This window comes from Bacillus sp. SIMBA_026 (genome assembly GCF_046535335.1).
GTDB classification, from domain to species: domain Bacteria; phylum Bacillota; class Bacilli; order Bacillales; family Bacillaceae; genus Bacillus; species Bacillus velezensis.
Window position 1 is genome coordinate 1,183,003 of the sequence record NZ_JAWRWX010000001.1, and the last position, 17,549, is coordinate 1,200,551.

The window sequence follows — 17,549 nt, forward strand, 5'->3', positions numbered from 1 at the left end:
AAAACCTCCTATTTATCATTGCTGAAAGGGACGTTCCTTTTCTTTGGACGCCGCCTGTTATGCAGGATTCATTCAGAAGTCGACATTAATTCCGATTCATTTGGCCTTAGATCATCACCAATGCCACACATTTTACATAAATTGAGAACATTTCACAAAAGACTTTGGAATCATTTTCATAACATGGCTTTTTTCCGCGACATTCCACCTTTCTTGTCTGTTTTTCATACAATTCTCTTTACGGCATGAAAAATCCTCCCGAAAAACAATCAAAAAAAGCCCGCTTCCTTTAGGAAGCGGGTGACGGCTGATTACAGAACCCGGGTCTCGGCAGTTTTCATGTCTTCTGCTATCAATTCCGCTGCACGCTGTGCTCCGCCGGCCGCTTTCAGGGATTCTCCGATTTCAGAAGCTTTTGTCCGATATTCAGGATTTTCGCTCAATTCTTTTATTGCTTCAGTGAGCAGTTCCGCTGTTACATCTTCTTTTTTAAACATCTTGCCCGCGCCCGTGTTTTCCACTTGGCTTCCGACGGCGAACTGATCTGCGCCCATCGGAATGACGATCATCGGGGTTTTGTAGTAAAGCCCTTCGCTCGTACTGTTCATTCCGCCGTGAGTGATAAATAAGTCCGCTCTCTTCAGGATCTCAAGCTGCGGAACATAAGGCCTGACAATGACATTCTCAGGAATTTCATCAAGCTCCGCCGGATCAAGATGTTTGCCGATTGACATGACGGCTTTTCCGTTAAAGTTTCTGACCGCTTTTAAGCATTTATTAAACAATTCCTTCTGATTGTTAAAAATCGTGCCCATGGAAATAAACAGGACGTTTTCTCCTTCAAGCTGTTCAAACGGGAAATCTTGAGCCGCCGCCCTTTCGGTAATGGACGGGCCGACAAAGAGATAAGAATCGCCAAACTCTTCTTCTTTCGGCTGAAACGCTCTTGAAGTAAATACGATGGTTTTTCTGCCGTCATTTGAGAAAATATCATACGACGTTTTAATGTCTGCGCTGAATTCTTCATTGAGCCGGCTGACCGCTTCGGTATAAGCCGGATAATGAGATGATTCCTCTGAAACAAGGTTTGTATTTGAAAACACTTCTTTAATAAATGCTTCATTCATTGCAAATGTCGTACAAAGTGAATATGCCGGCAGTTTCAGCTGGTTTCTCACGAGCCTTCCTGCCAGAAAATGATGATCATACAGGATGTAGTCGTAGGATTCATCTTTTACTTCTTCAAGAATACGGAGTGCGGCTTTTTTGGAAGTCTCAATCATTAATAGCAAAAACTCGGTAGCGTCCCGCTGTTCATCACCCGTTGCGTTTTTTCCGAATTCATCTTTTCGGAAATCTTCATATTCACGGAATTCCGCTCCGCTTGACGCGATTTTGTTCTCATATTCCTTCACGCCGTAATATACGACATGTTCCCCTTTTGCCTTCAGTTCTTTTACGACGCCTAAAGACGGATTGATATGGCCTTCTCCCGGAAAGCCGATCATCAATACATTTGCCATCTTTCCACTCCCTATTCTTTTAAATTTTATGTATATTTAAACGATAACACCAATACAGAAAAAGGTAAAGATGTTCACCTTATTAATATTAAATGGGTACAATATTCCCATTTTCTTATTATTTCGTATGAAGCGCCCGCGGAGAAACAAGCGGATACAGTCCGCCGTCTTTAGCAAAGGACATTTTTCCCGTTTCTTCTGAAACAACGAGCACGAGTGCATCAGTCACGGCCGAAAGTCCCATCGCGGCCCTGTGGCGCGTCCCGTATTTGAGATCGACATGTTTTGTTGTGAGCGGAAGCACATTGGCTGCTGATACAACCCGATTTTCTCTGACCAATACGGCTCCGTCGTGAAGCGGATTGCCGGGATAAAAAATACTCTCAATTAAAGCCGCACTGATCTCGGCATGCAGGCTGGTCCCTTTTTGTATTATTCCGTCCAGCGGATCTGCACGTTCGATCACAATCAGCGCTCCGTGCTTTTCTTCCGCCAGATGCTGCACGGCCCTCGCCAGCTCTGTATAGGAAGGCGTAAAATGTTCGATATATGTCTGCAGGTAAAACGACGAAGCGACAGCCTGCATTTCCTGAAACGTATGTCCCAGTTCATCTAATTCGCAAAGAAGGCATTGGTCTTTTTCATCCAATGTCCGCAGTATCATTCCGGCATCCTCCGTAATTTGTTTCAAATACGTTTGAACGGCAGCGGTAAACGCGCTTTCCGTCATTTGAGTGTGGCGCATGTCACATCAGCTCCTTTCCCTTATTTTCTGCATCGCGCGCATGGATATGCGCCGCTGTGTGCACCATAATCATGAAAGGAGGCGCACATCATATGGAATTCGCACGGCTGATGCAATATATCTGCACCTTTTCAGGGGTCATTTCACTTTCATTCATTTATGCCAAGATGTTTAAAAAGCCGAAACCGGATAAAAAAGAGTAGGCCGGCTTTCATTGCTTTTTATACATAAAATGTTATAATTTCTCTCGTTAAAATAAAGAAACGGGGAACCTAACTTGAGAGAAACGAACACGATCGGCCAAAAGGTCAGACAGCTGTTACATATCTTCATTCCGATTTTAATCACACAGGCGGGCCTTTCCCTGATCACCTTTTTGGATACGGTGATGTCAGGGAAAGTCAGCGCCGCCGATTTAGCCGGGGTTGCAATCGGTTCAAGCCTGTGGACGCCGGTTTATACGGGCCTTGCAGGAATATTAATGGCCGTTACGCCCGTTGTTTCGCAGCTGTTTGGAGCCGGCAGACAAAAGGAAGTGCCGTTTTCCGTCATCCAGGCCGTTTATGTAGCGGCCGTTCTCAGTGCGGCGGTTATCCTGATCGGCTTTTTCACCGTTGATATGATCTTGGGACATTTGGGGCTGGAACCTCGTGTCCGGACGATCGCCAAACACTTTTTAGGCTTTTTATCCCTCGGTATTTTTCCTTTGTTTGTGTACACCGTTTTGCGCTCGTTTATTGATGCACTCGGCAAAACGCGAGTCACAATGCTTATTACGCTTTGCTCATTGCCTATTAATTTTGCTTTAAATTATGTATTTATTTTCGGGAAATTCAACATGCCGGCATTGGGCGGAGTCGGTGCGGGGCTCGCTTCCGCCCTGACTTACTGGTGTATTTGCGCCATCAGCTTTTGTATCGTCTGCAGATTTGAGCCGTTTGCCGGGTACTCTGTATTTCGGAAACTGTACCGTTTTTCTCCGTCTGAATGCAGAAAGCTTTTGAAAATCGGTTTGCCTATCGGTTTTGCCGTATTTTTTGAAACGAGCATTTTTGCGGCTGTCACACTGCTTATGAGCCATTTTCAGACGGTGACGATTGCAGCCCACCAAGCGGCAATGAATTTTGCTTCCCTCTTGTATATGCTGCCGCTCAGCGTATCCATGGCCATGACCATTTTGGTCGGCTTTGAAGCAGGCGCAAATCGCTATAGAGATGCCCGCTCATACAGCTATATCGGGATCGTGATGGCGCTTAGTTTTTCTTTATGCACGGCGGCTTTCATTTTACTGTTCAGACCGCAAATCGCCGGAATGTATACATCAGATCCGGCGGTGCTCATGTTGACGCAGCACTTTTTAATCTATGCGCTGTTTTTCCAGCTTTCTGATGCCGTAGCAGCTCCGATACAAGGCGCTCTGAGAGGATATAAGGATGTCAACTATACACTCGGCGCGGCTTTTGTGTCGTATTGGATTATCGGGCTTCCGGTCGGTTACGCAGTCGGCACTTATACGGGCCTCGGGGCATACGGCTACTGGATCGGGTTAATTGCAGGACTTGCCGCAGGAGCTGTCGGTTTATTCTTCAGACTGATGAAGCTGCAAACGCGTTATGTGAAAAAAATGATGATTTCATAAAGGAGGAGCAGCAATGCCAAAACATAAACTGCTGTACGATTATTTAACTGAACGGGCGGAGGACATCAGTCAGACATGGTTTGATACCCTTCATGATACGGATCCTGATTCTGTTTATGCTTCTACTGACCCGGCTGTACTCACGAATCTGAAAAAACAAAATCTGGCGTTTAATTATCAGCTCAACCGGATTTTTTCTGAAGAGAAGGAAGTATATACAGCGGCATTGGAAAAGTGGGCGTTTGAAGCCGCACGGGATGAAGAACATTTAAAAACGCCCATCCATTATATTATTCGCGAGTTTATCAGAGTTCGTGATTTGTATGTCGGCCATGTCAAGCAGTTTACCAGACTTCATTCAGACACCTTGACAGAAGAAGATGCCGAAGATATATTCCATACGCTGATTAAATCGTTTGATGTGGTGATTCATATTTTCATAGAGGAAATGTATAAAAACACAAACATTCAGCTTGAAGCGCAAAAAGAATTGATCACCGAGCTGAGCTCGCCGGTAATTGTGCTTTTTGACAATGTCGGACTGCTGCCGCTGATCGGGGATATTGACACGGCAAGAGCCAAAATGATTTTGGAGAATACGCTGCACCAGTGTTCAGAGAAGCGCATCACGCAGCTGTACATTGATTTATCGGGCGTAGCCATGATCGATACGATGGTTGCCCAACAGCTTTTCACCTTAATTGAATCACTCGGAATGCTCGGCGTGAAAGCGACATTATCCGGAATCCGTCCTGAAATCGCCCAAACCGCGGTGCAGCTCGGACTGAGTTTTTCAAATTTATCAATACGGTCTTCGCTTGCGGAAGCGATCGCCTCCGATCTGACACAAAAAAAGGGATAAGGCATTTCAGCCTTATCCCTTTTTTTATCAGTCTTTCCACGGATATGTCCAATACACTTCTTCTTCAAACCATGTCTGAAGAACCGGCTCGTTATTTTTTATTTTTTCTTCCAGCTCTCTCAGCATGCCTTCCGTTTGGGTGCGGTGCGCTTTTAATGCATTCATTTTAATATCGGCAACCTCTTTAATATCAAGAATAACATCAGGCTTGCCGACGGCTTCCTCCCTGTTGCGGGTGATTGCCATGCAAAGCGTGCGCGGGCGGTCCTCTTTTTTCTTTCTGTAAAGCGCTCTGATAACCGCTTCGCCGCATGCATCATGATCCGGATGGACGCCGTGCTCCGGATAGAATGTAACAATCAGACTCGGTTTTACATCGTCGATAATCTCTTCCATCATATCCGCGAGCCACTCGTCATCTTCAAATTCAAGTGTTTTATCACGAAGCCCGAGCATTCTCAGGTCAGTAACGTCCATTGCTTTGCATGCGTCGATCAGCTCTTGTTTTCTTAACAGCGGCAGTGTTTCACGGTTCGCGAAAAAAGGATCTCCCATGTTCCGGCCCATTTCGCCAAGCGTTGCGCATGCATACGTAACGGGAATATCTTTTTGTCTGTGTAAAGCAATCAGCCCTGCCACTCCGTATGATTCATCATCAGGGTGAGGCAGGATGACGAGTACATGTTCTTTCATGATTTTCACCCTTTTCTTTAAACTGTAAACGGCTTTTCGCTGATTTGAAGCGAAATCGCCAATTTTCCGCCCGGCAGATGCCCTGCCATTAACAGACGGTCTTCGTCATCTACTGTATACTCAGTCAAACCTTCTGCGTAAATCCAGCCCTCTTCTGTTTTCAAACCGACGCGGTACGGGCCGTTTCCTTTGATTTTCGCCTGATGGTACGTAACTTTTGCATTGCGTATATAGGCTACAACCGTCATGTTTTTCTCATTCAGATGCGCTGAATAAGAACCGGTCGTTGTTTCCAAATGGATATATACAGGACGATCGGCATATCGCTCTAAAGAAGTTTGCACATCTTCTTTTATGATCGCTTTCATAGCTGCTCCCCTCTTTCTTCTTTTAAAAATTGCAAACGCTTCGTATGTAGTTCAACCAATTCATATTTCTCAATCGGCCGCAGCCGGGAATCTACAATTCGCTGCACCGCCAGAGCAAACTTTTCCTCGGGTGTCTTCCGGAGCCTCGGATGTGTTCTTTGATCAAGCAGTTCAAGATCAATTGCCTTCTCCGCTTCTTCAAGAGTTGAAGCCGGGAGAGTGCGGTTATTCCACAGTGCCTGATAGGCTTTTGCTATGTCTTTATCAGTGCCCATTGTACAGCTCCTTTACATACTCGTAATGATTATACATAATTTAAGCTATCGCTGGAAAGCGAAAGGCTTAGCGGCTTTTTATCGGCCGCTTCCATTTTATCTGTGAAAAGGTAAACAAAAGCAATGCTGCCCATATACAAATGAAGGTAAACGCTTTTTGCCCGGAAAACGGTTCATGATACACAAATATGCCGAGCATAAGGGTAATGGTCGGCGCTATATATTGCAAAATGCCGACTTGATACAGCGGCAGACGCTTTGCCCCCTCTGCAAACAGCAACAGCGGCAGGGCCGTAAATACGCCTGCGAAAAATAGGAGCGCCCATGTTCCTGCCCCCAAGGACCCGGAAGTGCTCCCGTCAGCTGTATATCCTAAATAAATAAGTGCAGCCGGGGTAATCAAAAGCGTCTCCAGCGTCAGTCCCATCGTGCTGGACATGCGGGTTCTTTTTTTGCATAAGCCGTACAGGCCGAAGCTGAATGCAAGCAGCAATGCGATATAAGGAACCGCGCCATATTGAAACGCAGATATGATCACGGCCGCCCCGGCAATAGAAACGGCTGCTGTTTGCATCTTGTTAAGCTTTTCTTTTAAGAATAGGATGCCCAAAAGAACGGAAACGAGCGGATTAATGTAATACCCGAGACTTGCTTCAAGCAAAAAGCCGTGATTGACGGCCCATATGTACACAAACCAATTAACGGAAATTAAAATGGAAGCGAAAAAAAGTGCCAGCAGGCCCCCTTCCGATTTCAAAAGACGCAGTTCACGCCATCCGGTTTTCCACTTCTTAAGCACAGTTAAAAGCACACACATGAAAACAAATGACCATAAAATCCGGTGAGCTAAAATGTCCAATGCGGGTATTTGTTCAAGAAGTTTCCAATAGACCGGAAACAGCCCCCACATGGCGAAAGAACAAGCGGTATAAATGATTCCTTTTCTTGCGTTATTCCCTTGCACGGCCTTCCCCTACCTTTCTGTAAACAGATTATATTATATCACGGGAAGCTTCCGGCGGGCATATACTATGTTGTCCGTTAAGAAAGGGTGAGATGCCGTGTTTGATTGGAACAAATATTTTCCCTTCCAAAATCAGTTCTCTAAAGAAACGTTTAAAAATGCTGATCCGAAAGATGTCGAGACATATGTCAACCGAGTGATGGAAAGCGTATTCGGCGCCGGTTATGCCGGACAGTTCCCTTTTCGCGATCCCATGTCCAAAAATGCCGAGCCGGTCGAAGCGGAACCGCCCAAGCCGGAAATTGACCTTTTTGAAACATCCGATCATGTTTTTGCGAAAATTCCCGCCGAACAAGAAGAACTCGACCGTATCAGGATTAAGCATACGTCACACAGCCTCGTTGTAGAGAACAGCAGTCTGGGAGAAGGAAAAAAAGAAATCGTCCTTCCGAGCCTCGTCAAACGAAAAGGAACAAAAGCAGTCTATAAAGACGGGATGATTGAAGTTATGTTTTCAAAACAGGAAGACTACAATCTATCGGAAGTGGAGATTTTAAGATAAAAAAACGGCCCGCGCGATGCAGGCCGTTTTTTCTTTAATAAAATGGCGGATAACCGCCGGCTCCCGGCCCGAAACCGCCGTATGGGACGCCTCCGTATCCGTAACCGGCGAACCCGTACGGATAGCGGGGTCTTGTAAAACCTGTGGCAATCACGCCTCCGAGAAGACCGCCTAAAAATCCGCCGAATAGAGGAGCGCCGAACAAAAAAGGACTTCTCGCCGGAAATCCGGCAGGACCGAAATTCCCGCGATACAATGCATGACGAGGGTACATGTTTTTCCTCCTTTATGTCTGCCTATTCTTAAGCGTATTCATAAAATGAGGAAATTGATTGGGCGATTGTAACAACATGTGCCTCTCTGTGATATTGCATTAATGTATAAATATTTTGGTTATAATTTGATTACATTTTGATTAATTGTTATACTTTTTACAAGTTGCGACATGATATAAAACCATCAGGGGGAATAAAATATGCCATTACTTCGTTTTGACGTTATTGAAGGCCGGGATGACGCAGCATTAAAAAAATTACTGGATACCGCCCATTACGCCATGGTTAAAGCTTTTGACGTCCCTGTAACGGACCGTTATCAGATCGTTCACCAGCATCGGCCTCATGAGCTTATCATTGAAGATACCGGGCTCGGTTTCAAAAGAAGCAAAGATCTTGTCATCATCAGCATTGTCAGCAAAGCGCGCACCGAACATCAAAAAGAAACGTTATATCAACTGATGGCTGATCAGCTTAAAACAGAATGCGGCATATCACCCGAGGACGTCATGATTTCCATTACAGAAAACGGGAACGCCGATTGGAGCTTCGGGCTTGGTGAGGCTCAGTTTTTAACCGGGAAACTGTAAAAGGCCTCCCCGCTTGTTCTGAATGATTGCAAACTGAATAAAAGAGGGATGTATGTTGGTTAGTGAGTTGTACCCTTGTTTGATATGCGGATTTAAAGGATTAGAGACAAGTCCCGTTTATAACGGCGAATATCAAAAAACATTTGATATTTGCCCCTGCTGCGGGTTTGAATTCGGTTACAGCGAAGACCATGACGTAAGCCTAGGGTTTATTGTAACGCCTGATCATTTAATTGAAGCAGCATTTCAGTTATACCGGAAACAGTGGATTGAGGGAGGAATGAAACTATTTTCTCCAAATGATGTCCCGGCGGAATGTAAAAATGATTATTTCCTTACATTTGATGCTTTATTAAAGCAATTAAAAGGCTTGAATCTCAATCTGAACAATTTTGATATTAATGGTTTTTATAACGAGTAAACATTATCATTAAGAAAAGGCTGCCTTGGGCAGCCTTTGTTATTCATCACATGTGTCGTTGGCAGATCCCCCGGGCTCGCAAAAACTGTCTGCCCATTTTTGCATTTCCTGAAAAACGGCTTGCAGGGCCAAGCCTTTATCAGTCAGTTTATAAATGACTTTGACAGGTGTTTCAGGCAGCACCTGACGCTCGACGATTTCATTTTGTTCCAGCTCTTTGAGCCGCTCCGCGAGCATTTTTTGGCTGATTGTCGGTATCGTTTCGGTCATATCTTTAAATCGTTTCGGCCCGTCCATCAGTACATGGATAATGAGGCCGTTCCAGCGCTTTCCCAAAAGGGAAAAAGCGGATTCCATTTTAGGACACATTGTATATCCCACGTGAGTTCATCCCTTCATCTATGAATTGACAAGTTTTTTGTGATCCATTAAAATTAGTTTTCGAGTTACATTTAGTAAGCTTCTAACTTTTCTATTATGATAACACGTTTATCCGAAGGAGGAAACATGATGACATCCGTATTAGACGTTTTAAAAGAACGCGCATCTGTTAAAGAATACGATAAAGACGCGGTCATTACAAAAGAGGAGTTAACAGAACTCCTTGAAATCACAACGCAAGCGCCTTCCGCCTGGAACCTTCAGCATTGGCATTTTCAAGTCTTTCACAGTGATGAAGCAAAAGCTGCCCTGCTTCCGGTTGCTTTTAATCAAAAACAGATTATTGATTCATCAGCAGTTATTGCCGTATTAGGCGACTTAAAAGCAAATGAAAATGGTGAAGACGTTTATGCTGAACTGGCTGAGCAAGGCAATATCACAGAAGAGATTAAACAAACGCTTTTAGGCCAGATTAACGGTGCATACCAAAATGATCAGTTTGCCCGTGATTCAGCATTTTTAAACGCTTCTTTAGCAGCGATGCAGCTGATGCTTGCCGCTAAAGCAAAAGGCTACGACACTTGCGCGATCGGCGGATTCAATAAAGAGCAATTCGTTAAAGAATTCGACGTGAGCGAGCGTTTCGTGCCCGTCATGCTGATTTCAATCGGTAAAGCCGTTAAGCCGGCGCATAAAAGCAACCGGCTGCCTGTATCTAAAGTGTCAACTTGGCTGTAAGATGAAAGAAACCCTTAGTCCGCTTAAGCAGACTAAGGGTTTTTTATAGGAATCGCTCACTGTACCAGGTTCGTGCCTGCTCTGCTTCCTGCTGTGTGAGCTGGTGACCGCCCTCCTGCCATTCAAGAGCAACGGATGCATGAGCAGCTGTCAGATACTGATAAAGCTCCTCCGATTCTTCTTTTGTACATAGGGGATCGCGTTTTCCCGCACCGATAAACACAGGCAGACCTTCCATATCAGGCAGCTTCACTCCGCGTATCGGCACCATCGGATGATGCAGAACCGCTCCTTTCAGTACATCTTTATAATGAAACAAAAGACTTGCTGCAATATTGGCGCCGTTTGAATAGCCGGCAGCAATCACGTTTTCTCTGCTGAATCCGTACATTTGCGCCGCTTCATCAATAAAATTCTTTAATTCTTCCGTCCGTTCAATTAAATCTTTCTCGTCAAATACGCCTTCTTTCAGCCGCTTAAAAAAACGGGGCATGCCGTTTTCCGACACTGATCCTCTGACCCCGAGCAGACTTGCTTTCGGATCGATAAAACGTCCGAGCGACAGAAGATCATGTTCATTTCCTCCCGTTCCGTGCAAAAGCAGCAGAACATTTTCTGACGTTCCCTGTTCAAACACATGTTTCATCATCATTCTCCTTTCTCCACTTTGGGCAGAACAGCTGTAATCTGGCTGCGATGCTCTTCCAGCCATTCCGGAAGCTTCAGCTCTGTTCCGAGATTTTCAAAGGATTCATCCGTCATAAAGCCCGGTTCATCGGTTGCCATTTCAAATAAAATGCCGCCGCTTTCCCTGAAATAGATTGATGTAAAGTAAGACCTGTCAAGAATGTCAGATGAAGCAAGATGAGAATCAGCAAGAATATCCTTCCATTCCGCCTGCTCTTTTTCGCTAGTGCGGAAAGCGACATGATGAACTGTCCCGTAACCGCCGGTACCTGTTTCTTTCGGCGCAAGGTCAACATCTATAATATGTCCGATCCGCGCCTCCGATTGCAGCCTGACAATCTGATGTTCTTCTCCTGTCTTTGAATAACCGAAGCGTTCTATGAGAAATTGAATGGTTGCTTCAGGACGGTACGAGTACAGAAGAACACCTCTCATGCCTGTGATCGCTTCTTTTTCGGTAATGCCCGGAGGCGTCCATTCACTCTGTCCGCTTCTTTCATCTTCCATTATGGCAAGCGGCAGGTCTTCTGTATCATTAAAGAGAAGCACTTGTTCAGACAGCATGATCTGTTCTTTTACAGACAAGCCGTTTTCTTCAAGCCGGCGCTTCCAAAACGCGAGTGCTCCTTTCGGCACGGAGAAATAAATTCTTCCGGCCTGCCCTTTTCCCACGGTTCCCGGGCGGCTTCCCTGAAAAGGAAAAAATGTAATAATCGTGCCCGGCTCTCCGTTTTGGTTGCCGAAATAAAAGTGATAAGTGGCCGGGTCGTCAAAATTAACGGTTTTTTTAACGAGCCGCAAACCCAGCACTTCAGTATAAAACCGTAGATTTTCAGCAGGATCTTTTGCAAATGCGGTAACATGGTGCAATCCTTGTGTATCCAACGTATTCACTCCTAAATATCTTGATTTCGAGATATTAACTATTCTAATTTAATATGAATGAAGATGCAACTAAAGTGTTTCAGTTAAAAAAGTAATAGAATTCTTTTTTTTCTGAAAAATATCTTGTGATCTTATCTGACACCTGCTATGATAAGGAGCATTATCAAGTTTCAGGAGGAAAGTAAATGGTCAGAAAAGCACTAATTTTCGTTCTCATCTTAATCCCTTTCAGCCAGCTGGCCCTGCTGTCAGCCGCTAATCGGGTTCATCCGATCATTATCGGGCTGCCTTTTTTTCATTTCTGGCTGCTTTTATGGATCGCAGTCACTCCATTATGTTCGTTTCTTATTTATAGGCTGCAGAAGAAACAAGGAGGACTGGACTGATGCCCGCAAATATAACAGCATTGATCATTACAGCCATCATCGTTTTAACCGTTGTCTGCATCGGCTTTATAGCCGGGAGAGACAAATCATCACGCACTTCTGTTGAGGAATGGTCTGTCGGCGGCAGACGGTTCGGGGGGCTCCTCGTCTGGTTTTTAGTCGGCGCGGATCTTTATACGGCTTATACGTTTTTAGGCTTAACAAGCACAGCCTACACAGGGGGAAGCGTTGCTTTTTTTGCAATCCCGTATTCTGTTTTGGCGTATTTTATCGCCTATTTCTTTCTGCCGAAGCTGTGGAAAGTGGCAAAAATACACAAATTAACGACACTTGCCGATTATGCCCGTGAGCGTTTTGACAGTAAACTTTTGGCCAGTCTTGTCGCCATTGTCGGCGTTCTTATGCTCATTCCTTATATTTGTCTCCAGCTGAGCGGAATTCAAGATACGCTTCAGGTGGCCGGAACGGGTGTCATTAATGTCAATATGGTCGTCATCATCTCTTTTATTCTTGTAGCGCTGTATACTTTTTTCAGCGGAATTAAAGGGCCGACGTTTACGGCGATTATTAAAGACATTCTCGTGTGGGTGATTATGCTGTTTATGGTCGTCTCACTCCCGCTGATCCATTTTCACGGCTGGACGCCGATGATTCACACTTTGGCTGAAAAAGCGCCGCAAATGCTGACGATCCCGGACTCGGGGCCGAAAGGAATTCCTTGGTTTATCACAGCTTCCATCGTATCTGCGCTGGCGCTCTTTATGTGGGCGCATGCGGCAACCGGCGTATTTACGGCAAAAAGCGCAGATGCCGTCCGCAAAAACAGCATGTTTCTGCCGCTTTATAATATTGTTTTGATTCTTGTTATTTTTCTCGGCTTTATCGCGTTTCTTGTCCTGCCGGAGGATACCAATCCGCGGCTCGCTTTATTGAAGCTGATTCAAACGTCTTACGGCGGAGTCGCGCAGGGCTTTGCTTACTCCACGATTGCCCTTGCGTCATTGATTCCCTGCTCTATCATGGCCATCGGAGCATCAAACTTATTTGCGAATAACTTATATCGGGATTTGATTCACCCGAATGTGTCACCAAGCAAGCTGACAATGATCACCCGTTCAATGGTATTTGTCGTCATCGGGCTCGCGCTTTTATTCGGCATGCTGTTCCCGACTGCGCTCGTTACCCTTCAGCTTCTCGGTGTTTCCGGCATGGTTCAGATCTTTCCGGCTATCGCCGTCAGTCTGTTTTGGAAGAATCAAACGAAAGAAGCGACAATTATCGGTCTTCTCGTCGGTCTTATCGTGACATTCACGGTAAATATCACCCAATCCGCCCACGGTATATATGAAGGCTTTTGGGGTTTGACCGCTAACATGGCAGCCGTTATTATCCTTAACCCGTTTTTTGTAAAAAAAGCGGCTTCAAACGCCGTCAAAGACGGTTTATTCAATAAAGCGCCTTCTGATCAACTGAACCAAAAAGGCGCTTAACAGAAAGAAGCCGGCACGTAAATGTGCCGGTTTTTTACTTTTTCCACTTCCATTTGTAGGTAGCCACAGTTTTAGCCGGGATGACAGCTTCAAACTGCCGATTTTCTGAAACGACATGGAATTTTTGATCGGCGGATGTCTGGTTGATTACGACTGTCACAATGGATTGATCAGGATTAAGGAACGATACATTCGAGACTGTGTTTTTGGAGCCGTAATTACTTTCTATCCGCTTTGCTCCCCGGTCGATAAATTTTGAAAAGTTGCCTGTCATATGAAAGATCGGGATATTCCAATAGCGGTCAGGGTTTTTAGCATCCTGAATAAACAGCGTCGGGTCTGGGGTGCCTATCCAATGATGCGTCTTGATTTGACTGTCGAGCATCGTCACCCACGCATTGTAGCTCGACGCGCCATTGCGGAAATACTGTGCGATCCGGTCCGCCCCTGCCGTCCCCCAGACAGACCGCTCCGTTAAGTGAATAGATTGATCAGGATATCTCTTTCCGATCTCCGACATGACGGAAAGGTCACCGTCATAATCGTGAAAAGCGATGCCGTCTGCCGCCCGGTTTCCTTTTTTATCATCTAAAATCGGCGGAATATAGTTCCACGCCCCGCTCGCATTGTGATCATAAATCCAAATTTTCGTGTCAATTACGTGTTTTTTCATTTCTTTTTTTAAGGCCAGTGCCAGTTTGCGCTGCTGAGACGGCGGCATATACATGCTCGGATAGTCGATTTCCAGCAAAGGTTCATTTTGAAGGGTCATGGCATAAATCGGAATTCCTTGCTTTTCGTACGCCTCAATAAATTTGCGGAAGTAAACGGCCAGTTCGCCGATATATTTATCTTTCAGCTTTCCCCGCTTGAGATTTTCATTCGTTTTCATCCAAGCCGGCGGACTCCACGGCGAGGCAATGATTTTCAGTTCCGGATTTATCGCCAGCGCTTCCTTGATGGTTGCTGTAATGTGTAAATCAATATCCTTTTGGATCGAGAAATGACGGAGCTTAGGATCTGTTTGGCCTTCAGGCATATCATCATACGTATAAAATTCCTGTGCCGTAAAATCAGATGTCCCGATTGTTATGCGCATAACGTCCATTCCGATACCATCTTTGGGATCAACCAGTTTTTTCAGCACTTCTTTTCTTTTTGCGGGTGTCATTTTTGATAAGTTATGGATTGTGGATTCTTCCAGGGACGATCCTATGCCTAACACACTTTGATAGCGGCGCGACGGATCAATATACACAGCGGCGGAGTCAGAAGCCTTCTTTTTTGTCAATGTAAGCGGTGTTTGTTCGTCTAAGGCGTATTTCACTTCCAGCGGCCCGTCATACCACGTACGGGAAGCCGGATCTTTTTCAGAACTGAACCACACCCTTACTTTGTTTTTGTCTGAAGCCTTCCGATCAGCCGCATACACTTCGGTCATGCTGCTTGATATGAAAAAGAAAAACATAAGAAAAACCAGCGTCATGTGCAGACCTTTTTTAAAAAACATGAGCCACCATCCCTTTCCTTATTTTTATAAGCGATCCTAAATGAAAAGCCGGACAGTCACCTCCTTCCCGCTTGAATGAATACGCTTTCAAAATTACTGATAAAAAGCCGGCTTCACACAACGGTGAAGCCTTCCCTTTTTACACCTTTAGGATACATATGAGCCGTTTGTTTCAATCACTTTTTTATACCATTCAAATGAGTCTTTCTTAAGCCGCCTCATTGAACCGTTGCCTTCATTATCCCGATCAACATAAATCATGCCGTAGCGTTTTTTCATTTCTCCGGTTGTAAATGACACGATATCAATAATTCCCCATGGTGTATAGCCCATTACATCCACACCATCATATGTGATTGCTTTTTTCAAAGCTTTTATATGTGACGATAAATATTCAATTCTTGAAGCGTCATGAATTGAACCGTCCTCTTCTAATGTGTCAATGGCGCCGAATCCGTTTTCCACGATAAATAATGGAATCTGGTAGCGGTCGTATAAGCGGTTTAATGTGTACCGTAAACCGGTCGGGTCAATCGCCCAGCCCCAATCACTCGCTGTAATATAAGGATTTTCCACGCCGTTTGGCAATCCTCCGTTCACGACATCCCCGGTATTATCGTTTGATACATCACTTTTTACGGTTGTAGACATGTAATAGCTGAATCCGAGGTAGTCCACCCGGCCGTTTTTCAAAATCTCTTCATCACCGTCTTCAAAGTGTATCTGATAGCCTTCTCTTTCAAATTCTTTTAACGCATAGCTTGGATAATATCCGCGAACCTGCACGTCCGGGAAGAAAAAACGCTGTCTCATCGTTTCTTCAGCCAGCATCACATCATCGGGGTGAGATGAGTACGGGTAAATCGGAACATGTGATACCATCGCGCCGATCCTGAACTCGGGATTGATTTCTCTTCCCTTCGAAACAGCCAATGCGCTTGCCAGCAGTTCGTGATGGCCGGCCTGATACATGACTTCTTTTGCGTTTTCGTTTTCTTTGACGGCGACGCCCGAGTTCGTCCATAAAAAGATCGGATTATTCACATCCATCTTATTATTGATTTCGTTAAACGTCATCCAATACTTCACCTTATGTTTATAGCGTTCAAAACACACTTCAGCGAATTTCACAAAAAATCCGACTGTTTTTCTGTTTCTGAAACCGCCGTATTCCCTCGCCAAATGCAGCGGCATCTCAAAATGTGACAGCGTGATTACCGGTTCAATCCCATGTTTCAGCAATTCATCAAACACCCGGTCGTAAAAAACCAATCCTTCCTCATTGGGCTCCGCTTCATCACCTTTAGGAAAAATTCTGCTCCAGCCGATGGACGTTCTTAAACATTTCAGACCCAGCTCGCTGAATAATGCGATGTCCTCTTTATAACGATGATAAAAATCGATCGCTTCATGATTCGGATAAAATTCCCGCTCTTCAATTGTATCTGTTATTTTCCGGGGCACACCATGCGCGCCTGCCGTCATGACGTCCACTACACTCGGCCCCTTGCCGCCTTTATTCCATCCCCCTTCAAATTGGTGGGCGGCGAGAGCGCCTCCCCATAAAAAATCTTTTGGCAATGTCCCCATCGTTTATATCCTCCTTTATTTGACTGCCGCTTGCATGCCGAATAAATGCACTACAGCCGCTTCGATAGTGTAGAAGAATTCCTGCCTTTATTTTCATATTATACATTTACATTATAATTGTACCGGTATAATTTATCAATACATAAACAATTATAGTTACTTTACGAAATGGCTTTTAAAAACGATTATGCTATAATTCTGAAAGAAGCGGGACAATAAATGAATGAGGAATGTATATGTTAAAATACCAGCAAATCGCGATAGATATTGAAAAATACATAGAAGAACATCAGCTGCAGCAAGGGGATAAACTGCCTGTGCTGCAAACCTTAATGACCCGGTTTAACGTGAGCAAAAGCACGATCACCAAGTCCTTAGATTTATTAGAAAAAAAGGGGATTGTGTTTCAAGTGAGGGGAAGCGGCATTTTTGTCAGACGGAATAAAAGAAAAGGGTATATCAGTCTGCTTTCTAATCAGGGATTTAAAGAATCACTTGAAGATTTTAATGTCACTTCCAAATTATTAGCGCTGGAAGTGAGAAAACCCACGCCTGAGGCTGCCCAAAATCTGAATATGCCGACTGACGGCGACGTGTATTATGTCAAGCGAATCCGATATATTGACGGGCTGACATTGTGTATCGAAGAGTCATTTTACAACAAATCGATTATTACGTATTTGAATAAAGAGATCGTGGCAGAATCAATATTTGATTATATTAGAGAAGGTCTCGGGTTAAAGCGCGGTTTTTCAGATTTATATCTGTACGCGGGGATGTTAAATGAAGAAGAAGCGGAGTACTTAGGTCTGTTTACAGGAGCGCCTAAGCTTTGCGTTGAAACGATTTTTCATTTAACCAACGGCCAGCCGTTTGACTACTCAAAAGTCACCTATCACTATGAGCAATCACAGTTTTTCATTCAGGCGAACAGCCACCTTTTTGAACAGGAAACGACATAAGAC

Annotated in this window: 21 protein-coding genes; 9 read left to right on the forward strand and 12 right to left on the reverse strand. The window is 44.7% G+C overall.

All coding sequences use genetic code 11. The annotated features are described in order from the left end of the window. Positions 1-311: 311 nt before the first annotated feature. Both SB847_RS05385 and cdaS read right to left on the reverse strand, forming a co-directional pair. The gene (locus tag SB847_RS05385; RefSeq protein ID WP_410561826.1) at positions 312-1,523 is read right to left on the reverse strand and encodes a macrolide family glycosyltransferase; all 1,212 of its coding nucleotides are present in this window, start codon (positions 1,521-1,523) and stop codon (positions 312-314) included. A 118-nt stretch (positions 1,524-1,641) separates the two neighbouring features. Beyond that, positions 1,642-2,268 (reverse strand): sporulation-specific diadenylate cyclase CdaS, encoded by a 627-nt coding sequence (cdaS, locus tag SB847_RS05390; protein ID WP_014418125.1) that lies wholly within the window; start codon positions 2,266-2,268, stop codon positions 1,642-1,644. A 277-nt stretch (positions 2,269-2,545) separates the two neighbouring features. On the opposite strand from cdaS, the gene SB847_RS05395 reads away from it, so the two are divergent. Both SB847_RS05395 and SB847_RS05400 read left to right on the forward strand, forming a co-directional pair. Next, positions 2,546-3,907 (forward strand): MATE family efflux transporter, encoded by a 1,362-nt coding sequence (locus SB847_RS05395; RefSeq protein ID WP_410561822.1) that lies wholly within the window; start codon positions 2,546-2,548, stop codon positions 3,905-3,907. A gap of 13 nt (positions 3,908-3,920) precedes the next feature. Beyond that, on the forward strand, positions 3,921-4,769 hold the full coding sequence (locus SB847_RS05400) for an STAS domain-containing protein (protein ID WP_007611979.1): 849 nt from the start codon (positions 3,921-3,923) through the stop codon (positions 4,767-4,769). A 27-nt stretch (positions 4,770-4,796) separates the two neighbouring features. Here SB847_RS05400 and bshB2 read toward each other — a convergent pair whose 3' ends face one another. The 4 genes from bshB2 to rarD form a co-directional block, all read right to left on the reverse strand. Beyond that, entirely contained in the window at positions 4,797-5,462 is a 666-nt protein-coding gene (gene bshB2 / locus SB847_RS05405) for a bacillithiol biosynthesis deacetylase BshB2 (protein WP_007407961.1), read from the reverse strand. A gap of 17 nt (positions 5,463-5,479) precedes the next feature. Continuing rightward, positions 5,480-5,830, reverse strand: a complete 351-nt coding sequence (locus SB847_RS05410; protein WP_007611980.1) for a YojF family protein — start codon at positions 5,828-5,830, stop codon at positions 5,480-5,482. Further along, positions 5,827-6,105, reverse strand: coding sequence for a hypothetical protein (locus SB847_RS05415; protein WP_007611981.1), 279 nt, complete (start codon positions 6,103-6,105; stop codon positions 5,827-5,829). Before SB847_RS05415 ends, SB847_RS05410 begins: the two co-directional genes overlap by 4 nt. A 67-nt stretch (positions 6,106-6,172) precedes the next feature. Then, on the reverse strand, positions 6,173-7,069 hold the full coding sequence (gene rarD, locus SB847_RS05420; RefSeq protein ID WP_410577437.1) for an EamA family transporter RarD: 897 nt from the start codon (positions 7,067-7,069) through the stop codon (positions 6,173-6,175). Between the two features lie 97 nt (positions 7,070-7,166). On the opposite strand from rarD, the gene SB847_RS05425 reads away from it, so the two are divergent. Next, the gene (locus SB847_RS05425; protein ID WP_012117757.1) at positions 7,167-7,631 is read left to right on the forward strand and encodes a hypothetical protein; all 465 of its coding nucleotides are present in this window, start codon (positions 7,167-7,169) and stop codon (positions 7,629-7,631) included. 34 nt (positions 7,632-7,665) lie between these two features. Here SB847_RS05425 and SB847_RS05430 read toward each other — a convergent pair whose 3' ends face one another. Next, on the reverse strand, positions 7,666-7,905 hold the full coding sequence (locus tag SB847_RS05430; protein WP_003153736.1) for a hypothetical protein: 240 nt from the start codon (positions 7,903-7,905) through the stop codon (positions 7,666-7,668). Positions 7,906-8,106: 201 nt separating this feature from the next. Here SB847_RS05430 and SB847_RS05435 point away from each other — a divergent pair, with 201 nt between their 5' ends. After that, a complete protein-coding gene (locus SB847_RS05435) occupies positions 8,107-8,496 on the forward strand; it encodes a tautomerase family protein (protein ID WP_003153733.1) in 390 nt (129 codons plus the stop codon). Between the two features lie 52 nt (positions 8,497-8,548). Further along, the gene (locus tag SB847_RS05440) at positions 8,549-8,917 is read left to right on the forward strand and encodes a hypothetical protein (RefSeq protein ID WP_174737578.1); all 369 of its coding nucleotides are present in this window, start codon (positions 8,549-8,551) and stop codon (positions 8,915-8,917) included. 39 nt (positions 8,918-8,956) lie between these two features. Here SB847_RS05440 and yodB read toward each other — a convergent pair whose 3' ends face one another. Beyond that, a complete protein-coding gene (yodB, locus tag SB847_RS05445) occupies positions 8,957-9,298 on the reverse strand; it encodes a transcriptional regulator YodB (RefSeq protein ID WP_012117759.1) in 342 nt (113 codons plus the stop codon). Positions 9,299-9,427: 129 nt separating this feature from the next. On the opposite strand from yodB, the gene SB847_RS05450 reads away from it, so the two are divergent. Further along, the gene (locus tag SB847_RS05450; protein ID WP_003153727.1) at positions 9,428-10,036 is read left to right on the forward strand and encodes a nitroreductase family protein; all 609 of its coding nucleotides are present in this window, start codon (positions 9,428-9,430) and stop codon (positions 10,034-10,036) included. A 43-nt stretch (positions 10,037-10,079) separates the two neighbouring features. On the opposite strand, the gene SB847_RS05455 is transcribed toward SB847_RS05450, so the two are convergent. Next, a complete protein-coding gene (locus SB847_RS05455) occupies positions 10,080-10,682 on the reverse strand; it encodes an alpha/beta hydrolase (RefSeq protein WP_410570367.1) in 603 nt (200 codons plus the stop codon). Positions 10,683-10,684: 2 nt separating this feature from the next. Further along, positions 10,685-11,608 carry a ring-cleaving dioxygenase gene (locus SB847_RS05460; protein ID WP_410577440.1) on the reverse strand — a complete coding sequence of 308 codons (924 nt, stop codon included), beginning with the start codon at positions 11,606-11,608 and terminating at the stop codon, positions 10,685-10,687. Positions 11,609-11,793: 185 nt separating this feature from the next. On the opposite strand from SB847_RS05460, the gene SB847_RS05465 reads away from it, so the two are divergent. Further along, on the forward strand, positions 11,794-11,994 hold the full coding sequence (locus tag SB847_RS05465; protein WP_007612000.1) for a DUF3311 domain-containing protein: 201 nt from the start codon (positions 11,794-11,796) through the stop codon (positions 11,992-11,994). Next, positions 11,994-13,484 (forward strand): sodium:solute symporter family protein, encoded by a 1,491-nt coding sequence (locus SB847_RS05470; RefSeq protein WP_007612001.1) that lies wholly within the window; start codon positions 11,994-11,996, stop codon positions 13,482-13,484. Before SB847_RS05465 ends, SB847_RS05470 begins: the two co-directional genes overlap by 1 nt. 34 nt (positions 13,485-13,518) lie before the next feature. On the opposite strand, the gene SB847_RS05475 is transcribed toward SB847_RS05470, so the two are convergent. Both SB847_RS05475 and bglA read right to left on the reverse strand, forming a co-directional pair. Further along, on the reverse strand, positions 13,519-14,994 hold the full coding sequence (locus SB847_RS05475) for a glycoside hydrolase family 30 protein (RefSeq protein ID WP_410577442.1): 1,476 nt from the start codon (positions 14,992-14,994) through the stop codon (positions 13,519-13,521). 147 nt (positions 14,995-15,141) lie between these two features. Beyond that, positions 15,142-16,584, reverse strand: a complete 1,443-nt coding sequence (bglA, locus tag SB847_RS05480) for a 6-phospho-beta-glucosidase BglA (protein ID WP_410577444.1) — start codon at positions 16,582-16,584, stop codon at positions 15,142-15,144. Positions 16,585-16,820: 236 nt separating this feature from the next. Between bglA and SB847_RS05485 the strand changes: the two genes are divergently transcribed. Then, entirely contained in the window at positions 16,821-17,546 is a 726-nt protein-coding gene (locus SB847_RS05485; RefSeq protein WP_088461005.1) for a GntR family transcriptional regulator, read from the forward strand. Positions 17,547-17,549: the final 3 nt, after the last annotated feature.